The sequence below is a fragment of the Pseudomonas sp. K5002 genome, assembly GCF_013386655.1.
GTDB lineage: Bacteria > Pseudomonadota > Gammaproteobacteria > Pseudomonadales > Pseudomonadaceae > Aquipseudomonas.
Window position 1 is genome coordinate 1 of record NZ_JACARK010000012.1, and the last position, 11,963, is coordinate 11,963.

An 11,963-nucleotide genomic window follows, 5' to 3' on the forward strand; every position below is an offset into this window, starting at 1 on the left:
CCCATTGCTGCCTGGAAGGCATCGCCGCCAACCGCCCCAGCGTCACCGGCGCCCGCGGCCTTCGTGTACTCGGCGCGATCTACCCCGCCTGAATCCCACACAGCAAAACGCCGCTTGGCCCTATCAAGGCCAAGCGGCGTTTTTATATCCGCTGTCGATCAGATCGAGAACGAAGACCCGCAACCACAAGTGGTGGTGGCATTCGGGTTCTTGATCACGAAGCGCGAACCTTCCAGACCTTCCTGATAGTCCACCTCGGCTCCTGCCAGGTACTGGAAGCTCATCGGATCGACAACCAGGCTGACGCCCTCGCGCTCAACGATGGTGTCGTCATCGGCCACGTCTTCATCGAAGGTAAAACCGTACTGAAACCCTGAACAACCGCCGCCCGTAACAAATACGCGCAGCTTCAAGCGATCATTACCCTCTTCATCGACCAGGCTCTTCACCTTGTGCGCAGCACCGTGGGTGAATTGCAAAGCCGTGGGGGTGAAGGATTCAACGCTCATGCTGATAATCTCCCGGCGTAGCGCCGCCATATGCGTGATGGCGGGCATTATCCGCTTCTCCTAGAAAAGCGGTCAACTATTGTTACGGTATATCAATCTGCGCAGCGGCCATTAAAAACACGAAAGGCCCGATCAACGGGCCTTTGCGCAACAGCAGAAAATTTACGGCAGCATGCCCGCGTGGGACAGGCCCAGCTTCTCATCCAGGCCAAACAGGATGTTCATGTTCTGCACAGCCTGGCCCGAAGCACCCTTGACCAGGTTGTCGATAACCGACAATACCACCACCAGGTCACCATCCTGTGGACGATGCACTGCGATACGGCACACGTTGGCACCGCGCACGCTGCGGGTCTCCGGGTGGCTGCCCGCCGGCATCACATCGACGAACGGCTCATTGGCATAGCGCTTTTCAAACAGCGCCTGCAGGTCTACCGAGCGATCAACGACTGTCGCATACAGTGTGGAGTGGATCCCGCGGATCATCGGTGTCAGGTGCGGCACAAACGTCAGGCCGACATCCTTGCCCGCAGCACGACGCAGCCCCTGGCGAATTTCCGGCAAGTGACGATGGCCTTTGACTGCATAGGCTTTCATGCTTTCCGACGTCTCGGAGTAAAGCGAACCTACAGCGGCCCCACGACCAGCACCACTGACGCCCGACTTGCAGTCAGCAATCAGCCGCGATGCATCCGCCAGCCCGGCTTCCAGCAATGGCAGGAAACCCAACTGCGTAGCGGTCGGATAGCAACCCGGCACAGCGATCAGGCGTGCTTGCTTGATCTGCTCACGATTGACTTCCGGCAGGCCGTACACCGCCTCTTCCAGCAACTGCGGTGCACCGTGAGGCTGGCCGTACCACTTGGCCCACTCATCGGCGTCCTGCAGGCGGAAGTCTGCCGACAAGTCGATCACCTTGGTGCCGGCGGCCAGCAACTCGCCCGCCAGGGCATGGGCCACACCGTGAGGCGTGGCAAAGAACACCACATCACACGCGCCCAGGGTCTTGATATCCGGAACGCTGAACGCCAGGCCGTCATAGTGGCCTCGCAGGTTCGGGTACATATCGGCCACAGCCAGGCCGGCCTCGGATCGGGAAGTGATCACCACCACCTCAGCTTGCGGATGCTGAGCCAACAGACGCAGCAATTCGACACCGGTGTAACCCGTGCCGCCGACGATACCGACCTTGACCATAAACCTGCCCTCAACGAACCCACTGGAAAGCCGTCGATAATAGGGTTCGTATCGTCCTGCGACAACCTTCAACATGACGTGTAGACGCTAGAGCCACTACTATCTTCAGCTACCGTGAACCTGGGAATAACTAAAAATGCTTTATCTATGGGTCAAAGCCTTTCATATCGTCAGCATCGTCTGCTGGTTTGCCGCGCTGTTCTACCTTCCGCGCCTGTTCGTCTACCACGCCCAAAGCGAGGACACCATCAGCAAGGAACGCTTCAGCGTGATGGAGCGCAAGCTGTACCGCGGCATCATGGGCCCGGCGATGATCGCCAGCCTGGTGTTCGGCGGCTGGCTGATCTACCTCAACCCGGCCATCTTTCAATCCGGCGGGTGGATCCACGCCAAGTTGACTCTGGTAGTACTGCTCATCGGCTACCACCATATGTGCGGCGCGCAGGTAAAACGTTTCGCCCGTGGCGAAAACACCCGCAGCCATGTCTTTTATCGCTGGTTCAATGAAGTGCCAGTTCTGATATTGCTGGCTATCGTAATTTTGGTCGTGGTCAAACCGTTCTAATCTCTATTACTCGGGGTACTTCCAATGTCGCTGCCCGCTTCGCTCGAACAAAATCTGCGCCTGCCCGTCGTGGCTGCGCCGATGTTTCTGATCTCCAACCCGCAACTGGTGCTGGCCTGCTGCCGCAACGGGATCGTCGGCAGCTTCCCTGCCCTCAACCAGCGGGAAAGCAGCGGCTTCAAGGCGTGGCTGGAAGAAATCGAAGCGGGCCTGGCGCTGCTGGATAACCCGGCGCCCTATGCGGTCAACCTGATCGTGCACAACAGTAACCCGCGGGTGGAAGCTGACCTGGCGATCTGCGTCGAGCACAAGGTGCCGATCGTCATCACCAGCCTGGGCGCGGTGAAAGAATTGGTAGACGCGGTGCATAGCTACGGCGGCCTGGTATTCCACGATGTCACCACCCGGCGCCACGCCGAAAAAGCCGCTGAAGCCGGCGTCGATGGCCTGATCGCCGTTGCGGCGGGCGCCGGTGGCCATGCCGGCACCTGGAGCCCGTTCTCGCTGATCGCAGAAATCCGTCAGTTCTTCGACAAAACCCTGCTGCTCGCCGGTTGCCTGAACCACGGCCACGAAATCCTCGCCGCGCAACTGCTCGGCGCCGACCTGGCCTATTTCGGCACGCGTTTTATCGGCACCACCGAAAGCCATGCCCCGGATGCCTATAAAGAGATGCTGCTCACATCGCGCGCCGCCGACATCGTGCACACTCCAGCCGTCTCCGGTGTTCCCGCAAGCTTCATGCGCCAGAGCCTGGAAAATGCCGGTTTCGACCTCGCCGCGCTGCAAGGCAAGGGTGAAGTCAATTTTGGCTCCAAGCTCAAGCCACTCAACGACGAAGCCAAAGCCTGGAAGACCGTGTGGTCCGCCGGCCAGGGCGTCGGAGAGATTGATGATTTGCCCAGCGTCGATGAACTCGTGGCCCGCCTGGATGCCGAATACCGCAAGGCGCTCGAGCATGCGGCACAATTGCCTGAACGCTGGCCACGCTGATCCGCGATCCAAAGCCTGCTGATCAAGGCAGGCCTCCCCTATTCAAGTGACAAGGATGCCCGCATGAGCGACAACCGTTTCAAGATTGTGTTTGATGGCGCATTGCTCCCGGGTGTCGAAAGCACCACCGCCAAGCTGAACCTCGCCGAGTTGTTCAAAAGTGATGTCGACGCGATCGAAAAGCTTTTCACCGGCCGCCCGGTCGCGCTGAAACGCGACCTTTCCCGCGCCGATGCCGAGACCTATCTGCAAGCGCTGAAAAACGCCGGGGTGGATGCGCGGATAGAAGAAGAGCAGCCGGTCGCCTTCAGCCTTGCCGAAACCCATGAAACGGACTCCGGCAGCGCGACTGACTACACCCGCCCCGCCGCATCGCCTTACGCCCCGCCCCGAGCCGCGGTTGGCGAGAACCTGCCGGAGTTTTCCACCCTTAAGGTATTCACCGTCAACGGCCGGATCGGACGCCTGCGCTTCCTGGCGTGGACGCTGGTGCTGAGCGTGGTGATCCTCCTCGTCTCCAGCGTGTTCTTCACCGTCGGACTTGGTATCGCTGCGGTCTCTCCGACGATTGCCATGGTCATTGGCTTCCTCGTGGGGATTGCCATACTCGTGGCCGCTGTGTGGGTCAGCGTACAGATCACCGTGCAGCGCCTGCATGACCTGGGCTGGTCCGGCTGGCTGTGGTTCCTGCACCTGGTGCCCTTCGTTGGCAGCATCTTCCCGATCCTGCTGATGGTCCTCCCCGGTAACACGGGCGCAAACCAGTACGGCGCGCCACCACCGCGTAACTCCACTGCGGTGAAAATCCTCTCCGCATTGTGGCTCGCATTCATTCCGCTGGTATTTGCCGGCGCGGTGTTGGTTGGCATGAGCGGCTACCTGGATCAACTGGAAAGCGATGTAGGTGGCAGCTACGAAAGCAGCTCCATCAACTCCGATGACGACAGCGACCAGGCCACCACCGTCGATGAAGTCGATGTGCAAAGTGCTGACGACACAGCCGAACCTGTAGACTCTACGCAACAGTGAAAAACGCCCGACGCCTGTGACGCCTCTGTCACAGGCCCGGTAGCGTTGCGATGGAGAAACGCATGACCCGTTACGCTCTGATCACCGGTGCCTCCAGCGGCATCGGCCTGGCCTTGGCCGAAGCACTGGCCCGTCGCGGCCGCAGCTTGATTCTGGTGGCCCGCCAGCGTGATCAGTTGGAAAGCATTGCAATCGAATTGACTCAGCGCTTCGGCGTCGAGGTGCTGTTCCGTGCCTGTGACCTGGGCGAGCCCCTGCGGCTCTCCGGGTTCCTGCTGGAACTGGAAGAAGGCGAGCGACAGATCGACCTGCTGGTCAACTGCGCCGGCATCGGTACCAGCGGCCCGTTCCTGGCGCAGGACTGGATGACCGAGCAGGACCTGATGGAGGTCAACATCCTCGCCCTGACCCGCATGTGCCACGCCCTCGGCAACGCCATGGCCCTGCACGGCGGCGGGCAGATTCTCAACGTCGCGTCGGTTGCCGCGTTCCAACCCGGCCCGTGGATGAGCACTTACTACGCCAGCAAGGCCTACGTGCTGCACTTTTCCGAAGGCTTGCGCGAGGAACTGAAGACCTGCGGCATCAAGGTTTCCGTACTTTGCCCCGGCCCGACCCGCACCGCATTCTTCGGCACCGCCCAAATGGACACCGCCAAGCTGGATCGCAGCCAACAGTTGATGAGCCCGGAAGAAGTCGCGCTCTACACCGTGCGTGCGCTGGCCAGGAACAAAGCCATCATCATTCCCGGCCGGCGTAATCGCTGGCTGGCGTTCAGCCCGCGCCTGAGCCCGCGCTGGCTGACCCGCAAGATTGCCGGCGCGATCAACAAGGCCTATTGCCCGCGCTGATCGCCTGAGTACACTCACCCTGCACTTTCACAATGGAGAAACAGCTGTGGATACTCTGTTCACCAAGATCATCAACAGAGAAATACCCGCGAAGATCATCTACGAGGATGACCAGGTCCTGGCCTTCCACGACATCGCGCCAATGGCACCTGTGCATTTCCTGGTGATTCCGAAAAAGCCGATCCGCACCCTCAACGACCTCACCGAGGAAGACAAGGCGCTGGCCGGGCATATCCTGTTCACCGCCCAGCGCCTGGCGGTTGAGCAAGGCTGTGAGAAGGGCTTCCGTGTGGTGATGAACTGCAACGAAGATGGCGGACAGACCGTTTATCACATCCACATGCATGTTCTGGGTCAACGCCAGATGAACTGGCCGCCGGGCTGAGCACTACCTGTGGCGAGGGAGCTTGCTCCCGCTGGGCTGCGTAGCAGCCCCAAAAACGAGAGCGCTGCGTACTCCAGCGCGAGCAAGCTCCCTCGCCACACAAGCAATTTGACCCAGCGCAAACGCTTCCCCCTCTCTTGCGGTAAACTGGCCGCCGAGATTCTTCCCGGAGGTCAGCATGACTACCCAACGTCACTACTCGCCGATTGATCGTCTGTTGCTGCAAGCCGATACGGCCATGCGCACGCTGCTGCCATTCAGCGGCCAACCGCACCGCCCGTCGCCCGCCATCGTGCGGCCCGAAGCGCAGATGAGCGAGACCGACACCCGCCACGTCGCCGGCCTGATGCGTATCAACCATACCGGTGAGGTCTGTGCCCAGGCGCTGTACCAGGGCCAGGCCCTGACCGCCAAGCTGCCGCAAGTGCGCGCCGCGATGGAACATGCCGCCGAAGAAGAAATCGATCACCTGGCCTGGTGCGAACAACGCATTCGCCAGTTGAACAGCCATCCGAGCGTGCTGAACCCGCTGTTCTACGGCTTATCGTTTGGCATTGGTGCGGTGGCCGGACTGATCAGCGACAAAGTCAGCCTGGGTTTTGTGGCCGCCACCGAGCATCAGGTGTGCAAACACCTCAATGAACACCTCGAGCAACTGCCGGCTGAAGACGAAAAGTCCCGGGCGATTCTTGAGCAGATGCGCATTGATGAAGAACATCACGCCGAAAGCGCGCTGGACGCGGGCGGCTTCCGCTTCCCGGCACCGGTGAAATTTGGCATGAGCCTGCTGGCCAAGGTCATGACCAAAAGCACGTACCGCATCTAGTTTCAGCAGAAAACAAAAAAGGGCGCTATCAAGCGCCCTTTCTTTTTGCCTGCCGATTGAAGAATCAGCCCAACTCAATGATCTCGTAATCATGAGTGATGGCAACGCCCGCAGCGCCCAGCATGATCGAGGCCGAGCAGTACTTCTCTGCCGACAACTCGATGGCCCGCTTGACCTGGGCTTCTTTAAGCGCCCGGCCCTTGACGACAAAGTGCATGTGGATCCTGGTAAACACCTTCGGGTCTTCGGTGGCACGCTCGGCTTCCAGGAATGCTTCGCAGCTTTCCACCGCCTGGCGGGACTTCTTCAGGATGCTCACCACATCGAAATTGCTACAACCGCCTACACCGAGCAGGAGCATTTCCATCGGGCGTACGCCCAGGTTGCGGCCACCGGCTTCCGGCGGGCCGTCCATGACCACCACGTGGCCACTGCCCGACTCACCGAGGAACATGGCTTCGCCCGCCCATTGGATGCGTGCCTTCATCGCCCAGACTCCACTGCTAAAAAAGGGTCGCCAGCTTAGCACAGCACTTTGGGCCGGCAGCGTTTCCCATGAAAGCGATCAACAGCAGGGTTTGCTGGGTAAATTCCCTAATGAAGTCAGAATGTGTCTGTTAAGCTGGCGCCAAATCAATGGCGCATTGCCATCCATTGGATGATGTAGCTTAGCCGTTGATCGCGCTGGATAAAAAAACAAGCTCACCAACACCGTGCAGTCTTTTCGGGATACAACCATGGTTGCTATTACTCCCACACCCAAAATCAAGAACCTCGACAAACTGCTGATGCATTGTCAGCGCCGGCGTCATCCAGCCAAGCACAACATCATCTGCGCGGGCGAGCGCTCGGAATCCCTGTTCTTCATCATCAAAGGCTCGGTCACCATCCTGATCGAGGATGACGATGGTCGCGAAATGATCATCGCCTACCTCAATACCGGTGATTTCTTCGGTGAACTCGGGCTTTTCGAACAAGCCGGCAAGGAACAGCAACGCAGTGCCTGGGTGCGGGCCAAGGTCGAATGCGAAGTCGCCGAGATCAGCTATACGAAATTTCGCGAACTGGCCCAGCAGGATCCCGACATTCTGTACGCCCTGAGCGGCCAGATCGCACAGCGCCTGAGAGACACCACGCGCAAAGTCGGCGACCTGGCGTTCTTCGACGTCACCGGCCGGGTTGCCCGCTGCCTGCTGGAGTTGTGCAAGCAACCGGACGCCATGACCCATCCCGACGGGATGCAGATCAAGATCACCCGCCAGGAAATCGGGCGGATCGTCGGTTGCTCAAGGGAAATGGTTGGCCGCGTGCTCAAGGACCTGGAGGAACGCAACCTGGTGCATGTCAAAGGCAAGACCATGGTGGTCTTCGGTACGCGTTAAACCGGCAGGAAACTCGCAAGCATCTGACGGTACAACGTATCAAGCCGGGCAATCGCGTCTGGCGCCGCAAAGGCTTCGTGCAGGGCGATGTGGCTTTCGGCGCGCACCCGTTGTTCCAGGCCGCACGCTTCATTGAAGCGATTGACCGCGGCGATCAACTCGACGCGATCGTCATCCAGCAGCAACGCACCATGCACCAACCCCACCGGGCGCCCGCCGCTCTGGCGCCAGCGCTGGGCGGTACCGACCATTTTGCGACCATCAAGGTTGACGTTGTAGCGACCGTCGCAAAACGCACCGTCGATCTCGCCCACCGACGCGTTGCCACCCAACTCGGTCAGCAGGTCGCAAATCGGCTGGCACAGACGCTGGTAGCCGGTTTCGATACGGCCCTGGTCACCTTCACTGCGTGGTGGCGCGTAGACCAACGCGATATTGACCGTGGCTGCCGATTGCGGAACCGGCTCACCGCCCGTTTCCCGCAGCAGCACCGGCCAACCGGCGTCTGCCGACACCTGGCTGGCGGTCTCGAATGCCGGAAGGCGGCTCAAACGACGAGGCATCACCAACGCTTGATCGCTGGGCTGCCAGAACAGCAGGCCGAACGGTTGCTCGCCGGCACAGACCGCGGCGAGCAAATCCTGCTCGGCCTTAAGGCCTGCCTCGACCGTCATCGCCACCGGCTGGGTCATCATCAATCCAGGGTCGAGCCACTGACGGCAACGCCACGCTCCGGGAAGAACAGGCGCTGCAATTCAGCCCCCGGGTTCTCGGCACGCATGAAGGTTTCGCCGACGAGGAACGAGTACACGCCGCTGATTTCCATCAGTTCCACATCGGCGCGATTGACGATGCCGCTTTCGGTGATCACCAACCGGTCGCGCGGGATGCGCGGCAACAGGTCGAGGGTGTTTTCCAGGCTGACTTCGAAGGTGTGCAGGTTGCGGTTGTTGACGCCCACCAACGGTGTGTCGAGGGTTTTCAACGCGCGTTCCAGTTCATCACCGTCGTGCACTTCCACCAGCACGTCGAGGCCGACGCTCTTGGCCACGGCCGCCAGTTCAGCCATTTTCACGTCATCCAGTGCGGAGACGATCAACAGCACGCAATCGGCGCCCAAGGCACGGGCTTCGACGATCTGGTAAGGGTCGACCATGAAGTCCTTGCGGATCACCGGCAGCGAACACGCCGCACGCGCTTGCTGCAGGTACAGGTCGGAACCCTGGAAATAGTCGATATCGGTCAACACCGAGAGGCACGTCGCGCCGCCCTTCTCGTAGCTTTTGGCAATGTCTTCAGGGATGAAGATCTCGCGAATCACGCCCTTGCTCGGCGAAGCCTTCTTGATTTCAGCGATAACGGCCGGCTGTTTTTCCTTGGCCTGCTTGATCAGCGCATTGGCGAACCCACGCGGTGCATCGGCGGTTTTCGCCAGGCCTTCCAGCTCAGCCAGGCTGACCCGGGCACGGCGCTCGGCGACTTCTTCTGCCTTGCGGGCCAGGATTTTTTCCAGAACGGTCGGAACACTCATCCTTCATTCTCCACTTTGAACACCGCAGTAAACGCACCCAGTTCTTCGAGCTTTTCGCGCGCCAGCCCGGTATGCAATGCATCATGAGCGAGGGCAACACCCTCTTTAAGACTGTAGGCGTGATCCGCGGCGTACAGCGCCGCACCGGCGTTGAGCACAATCATTTCTGCGGCTTTCTGGCCGTTTTCGGTCTTGCGGCGTCCCAGGGCATCGCGAATCAGTTCAAGGGAGGCGGCCGGGCTTTCTACCGCCAGGCCGTGCAGGCTCTGGCTTTTCATGCCGAGGTCTTCTGGCTCGACCCAATACTCGGTGACCTGGTCGTTCTTCAGCTCCGCCACGAAGGTCGGTGCTGCCAGGCTGAACTCGTCGAGGCCATCCTTGGAATGCACCACCAGCACGTGCTTGCTGCCCAGGCGCTGCAGGACTTCAGCCAATGGCCGGCACAGCGCCTGGCTGAACACGCCCACTACCTGATGCTTCACACCGGCCGGATTCGTAAGCGGGCCGAGCATGTTGAACAGGGTACGCAAGCCCAAGTCCTTGCGCGGGCCGGCGGCGTGTTTCATCGCGCCGTGATGGGACTGGGCAAACATGAAGCCGATACCGACATGATCGATGCAGCGCGCCACTTGTACCGGGGTCAGGTTCAGGTAGATGCCTGCAGCTTCCAGCAAATCGGCGCTGCCGCTTTTACCCGACACCGCGCGGTTACCATGCTTGGCCACGGTGCAGCCGGCAGCGGCCACCACAAAGGAAGAAGCCGTCGACACGTTGAAAATGTTCGCACCGTCGCCGCCGGTGCCGACCACGTCGACCACGCCGTCGAGGGTCTTGAGTTCAACCTTGTCGGCCAGCTCACGCATGACCGACACAGCGCCGACGATTTCGTCGATGCTCTCGCTCTTCATGCGCATGGCCATCATGAACGCGCCGATCTGCGCGTCGGTGCATTGACCGGTCATGATCTCGCGCATCACATCGCTCATTTCAGCGGTGCTCAGGTCCAGATGGCCGACGATACGGCTCAGGGCAGTCTTGATATCCATGAAAAGTCCTTAGCGCGTGCCGCCGCTCTGCTTGAGAAAGTTAGCGAACAGCTCGAAGCCCTGCTCGGTCAAAATCGATTCCGGGTGAAATTGCACCCCTTCGACGTTCAGTGTCTTATGACGCAGGCCCATGATCTCGTCGACGGAGCCGTCTTCCAGCTGGGTCCAGGCCGTCAGCTCAAGGCACTCGGGCAGGGTTTCACGCTTGACCACCAGCGAGTGGTAGCGGGTTACCGTTACCGGCAGGTTCAAACCCTGGAATACGCCCTGGTCCTTGTGAAATACCGGGCTGGTCTTGCCGTGCATTACCTGGCGAGCGCGGACGACGTCGCCACCGAAGGCCTGGCCGATGGACTGATGGCCCAGGCACACGCCCAGGATCGGCAGCTTGCCGGCAAAGTATTGGATGGCTTCGAGGGAGATGCCCGCTTCGGTCGGCGTACACGGGCCTGGGGAGACGACGATGCGTTCAGGGTTCAACGCGGCGATCTGGGCCACGGTCAATTCGTCGTTGCGCACCACCTTGACCTCGGCGCCGAGCTCGCCCAAGTACTGCACAACGTTGTAGGTAAAGGAGTCGTAGTTATCAATCATCAGCAACATGTGGGTTAAAACCTCTTGAATTCACTGACTTCTAATGACGGCCTTCCAAGGGAGTGACCCGCTGCCAGACGCACTTTCCGGTTGCCGGGGTTGGCCGGCAAGGGGCGTTTAACAGAGGGTGAAGAAGGCAAATCGGTACAGGTCCGGCGGGGCCGGTAGAGAAAAGTTAGGCGCGCCAACGCCAACGGGCGTGTGCCTTGACTACTCGCATCAAGAGTTTGCTGATGATCAACACGGGGAGGGTCTCATTCATACGTTCAGGCACAGTAACGTAGCCTCGCCAACGGTGCAATATCGAGCCGCAAATACGGGGGAAACTGCCCGACTGATAATTGGCGTCAAACTTTTCAGAACCCTTCCAAGGGCGCTACAGTCACAGTGCTGACAAAAAAACAAAATCATGGACGGACTCATGACCAAGATGCCCTATTTCACCCCCATCGTCGGCTGCCTCTTGGCGCTGGCATGCTCGCAAGCCTTCGCCGCACCCTCGCCTTATTCGACGATGGTCGTTTTCGGTGACAGCCTGGCCGACGCCGGTACATTTGCCGACCCTGGCGCACCGGGCTCAACCTATCGCTTCACCAACCGCACCGGCCCGCAATACTTCGACGGCAGCGGCGAAAGCACATCGCTGATCTCCTCGACGTTATTGGGCGGCAAGCTGGGGGTTGCCCCGGGCGACCTGAATGCCTCGACCTCGCCGGAGCGCGCCGCGCTGGGCCAGCCAGACGGCAATAACTGGGCCGTCGGCGGCTACACCACCCAACAGATCTACGATGCCATCACCGGTAATTCCACCGTCACCGACAGCGACACCGGGCAGGTATTGCGTACACGTCCCGGATACCTGGCATCAACGGGGGGCCGAGCCGACCCCAACGCGTTGTACTTTCTCTCCGGCGGCGGCAATGACTTCCTCGACGGACTGGTCCTCAGCCCCGACCAGGCCTCGGCCGCAGCCGGGCGCCTGGCCGACAGCGCCCAGGCGCTGCAACAGGCTGGCGCCCGTTATGTAATGGTATGGATGCTGCCGGACCTGGGCC

The 11,963-nt window shown here is 60.3% G+C and carries 15 protein-coding genes; 8 read left to right on the forward strand and 7 right to left on the reverse strand.

Translation table 11 applies throughout. From position 1 onward, the window contains the following. Positions 1–158 precede the first annotated feature (158 nt). Positions 159–509: an iron-sulfur cluster insertion protein ErpA gene (erpA, locus tag HX846_RS00535; RefSeq protein ID WP_003176443.1), complete on the reverse strand. Its 351-nt coding sequence runs from the start codon at positions 507–509 to the stop codon at positions 159–161. Positions 510–671: 162 nt separating this feature from the next. Beyond that, positions 672–1,706 carry an N-acetyl-gamma-glutamyl-phosphate reductase gene (gene argC / locus HX846_RS00540; protein WP_003210935.1) on the reverse strand — a complete coding sequence of 345 codons (1,035 nt, stop codon included), beginning with the start codon at positions 1,704–1,706 and terminating at the stop codon, positions 672–674. Positions 1,707–1,842: 136 nt separating this feature from the next. On the opposite strand from argC, the gene hemJ reads away from it, so the two are divergent. From hemJ to coq7, 6 genes are all read left to right on the forward strand, one after another. After that, positions 1,843–2,271 (forward strand): protoporphyrinogen oxidase HemJ, encoded by a 429-nt coding sequence (gene hemJ, locus HX846_RS00545; protein WP_003210937.1) that lies wholly within the window; start codon positions 1,843–1,845, stop codon positions 2,269–2,271. A gap of 24 nt (positions 2,272–2,295) precedes the next feature. Beyond that, on the forward strand, positions 2,296–3,264 hold the full coding sequence (locus HX846_RS00550; protein ID WP_008434459.1) for a nitronate monooxygenase family protein: 969 nt from the start codon (positions 2,296–2,298) through the stop codon (positions 3,262–3,264). Between the two features lie 63 nt (positions 3,265–3,327). Further along, positions 3,328–4,293 (forward strand): DUF805 domain-containing protein, encoded by a 966-nt coding sequence (locus HX846_RS00555; RefSeq protein ID WP_003210940.1) that lies wholly within the window; start codon positions 3,328–3,330, stop codon positions 4,291–4,293. Between the two features lie 62 nt (positions 4,294–4,355). Further along, entirely contained in the window at positions 4,356–5,144 is a 789-nt protein-coding gene (locus HX846_RS00560) for an SDR family oxidoreductase (RefSeq protein ID WP_003210941.1), read from the forward strand. A 46-nt stretch (positions 5,145–5,190) separates the two neighbouring features. After that, positions 5,191–5,529 carry a histidine triad nucleotide-binding protein gene (locus HX846_RS00565; protein WP_003210943.1) on the forward strand — a complete coding sequence of 113 codons (339 nt, stop codon included), beginning with the start codon at positions 5,191–5,193 and terminating at the stop codon, positions 5,527–5,529. Between the two features lie 178 nt (positions 5,530–5,707). Next, positions 5,708–6,355: a 2-polyprenyl-3-methyl-6-methoxy-1,4-benzoquinone monooxygenase gene (coq7, locus tag HX846_RS00570; RefSeq protein WP_003210945.1), complete on the forward strand. Its 648-nt coding sequence runs from the start codon at positions 5,708–5,710 to the stop codon at positions 6,353–6,355. 64 nt (positions 6,356–6,419) lie between these two features. On the opposite strand, the gene HX846_RS00575 is transcribed toward coq7, so the two are convergent. Continuing rightward, complete coding sequence (locus HX846_RS00575) at positions 6,420–6,842, reverse strand: OsmC family protein (RefSeq protein WP_003210947.1); 423 nt, start codon at positions 6,840–6,842, stop codon at positions 6,420–6,422. 250 nt (positions 6,843–7,092) lie between these two features. Between HX846_RS00575 and crp the strand changes: the two genes are divergently transcribed. Beyond that, complete coding sequence (gene crp, locus HX846_RS00580; protein ID WP_003210949.1) at positions 7,093–7,737, forward strand: cAMP-activated global transcriptional regulator CRP; 645 nt, start codon at positions 7,093–7,095, stop codon at positions 7,735–7,737. Here the strand turns inward: crp and HX846_RS00585 are convergent. The 4 genes from HX846_RS00585 to HX846_RS00600 are packed head-to-tail and all read right to left on the reverse strand — an operon-like array spanning position 7,734 to position 10,917. Further along, positions 7,734–8,429 (reverse strand): lipoate--protein ligase family protein, encoded by a 696-nt coding sequence (locus HX846_RS00585; protein WP_043226257.1) that lies wholly within the window; start codon positions 8,427–8,429, stop codon positions 7,734–7,736. The genes crp and HX846_RS00585 overlap by 4 nt on opposite strands. A gap of 2 nt (positions 8,430–8,431) precedes the next feature. After that, positions 8,432–9,268: an indole-3-glycerol phosphate synthase TrpC gene (gene trpC / locus HX846_RS00590; RefSeq protein ID WP_102606385.1), complete on the reverse strand. Its 837-nt coding sequence runs from the start codon at positions 9,266–9,268 to the stop codon at positions 8,432–8,434. Beyond that, positions 9,265–10,314, reverse strand: coding sequence for an anthranilate phosphoribosyltransferase (trpD, locus tag HX846_RS00595; RefSeq protein WP_003210955.1), 1,050 nt, complete (start codon positions 10,312–10,314; stop codon positions 9,265–9,267). The genes trpC and trpD overlap by 4 nt, the downstream gene beginning before the upstream one ends. 9 nt (positions 10,315–10,323) lie before the next feature. Further along, on the reverse strand, positions 10,324–10,917 hold the full coding sequence (locus HX846_RS00600) for an aminodeoxychorismate/anthranilate synthase component II (RefSeq protein WP_003210957.1): 594 nt from the start codon (positions 10,915–10,917) through the stop codon (positions 10,324–10,326). A gap of 412 nt (positions 10,918–11,329) precedes the next feature. Here HX846_RS00600 and HX846_RS00605 point away from each other — a divergent pair. Next, a partial coding sequence (locus HX846_RS00605; RefSeq protein ID WP_306173098.1) for an SGNH/GDSL hydrolase family protein occupies positions 11,330–11,963 on the forward strand: 634 nt, incomplete at its 3' end.

Coding starts and splice junctions, on each gene's coding strand:
- hemJ (WP_003210937.1), top strand. CDS start 1,843: ATGCTTTATCTATGGGTCAAAGCCTTTCATATCGTCAGCATCGTCTGC.
- coq7 (WP_003210945.1), top strand. CDS start 5,708: ATGACTACCCAACGTCACTACTCGCCGATTGATCGTCTGTTGCTGCAA.
- HX846_RS00575 (WP_003210947.1), bottom strand. CDS start 6,842: ATGAAGGCACGCATCCAATGGGCGGGCGAAGCCATGTTCCTCGGTGAG.
- HX846_RS00585 (WP_043226257.1), bottom strand. CDS start 8,429: ATGACCCAGCCGGTGGCGATGACGGTCGAGGCAGGCCTTAAGGCCGAG.
- crp (WP_003210949.1), top strand. CDS start 7,093: ATGGTTGCTATTACTCCCACACCCAAAATCAAGAACCTCGACAAACTG.
- HX846_RS00560 (WP_003210941.1), top strand. CDS start 4,356: ATGACCCGTTACGCTCTGATCACCGGTGCCTCCAGCGGCATCGGCCTG.
- HX846_RS00600 (WP_003210957.1), bottom strand. CDS start 10,917: ATGTTGCTGATGATTGATAACTACGACTCCTTTACCTACAACGTTGTG.
- HX846_RS00550 (WP_008434459.1), top strand. CDS start 2,296: ATGTCGCTGCCCGCTTCGCTCGAACAAAATCTGCGCCTGCCCGTCGTG.
- erpA (WP_003176443.1), bottom strand. CDS start 509: ATGAGCGTTGAATCCTTCACCCCCACGGCTTTGCAATTCACCCACGGT.
- trpD (WP_003210955.1), bottom strand. CDS start 10,314: ATGGATATCAAGACTGCCCTGAGCCGTATCGTCGGCCATCTGGACCTG.
- trpC (WP_102606385.1), bottom strand. CDS start 9,268: ATGAGTGTTCCGACCGTTCTGGAAAAAATCCTGGCCCGCAAGGCAGAA.
- argC (WP_003210935.1), bottom strand. CDS start 1,706: ATGGTCAAGGTCGGTATCGTCGGCGGCACGGGTTACACCGGTGTCGAA.
- HX846_RS00555 (WP_003210940.1), top strand. CDS start 3,328: ATGAGCGACAACCGTTTCAAGATTGTGTTTGATGGCGCATTGCTCCCG.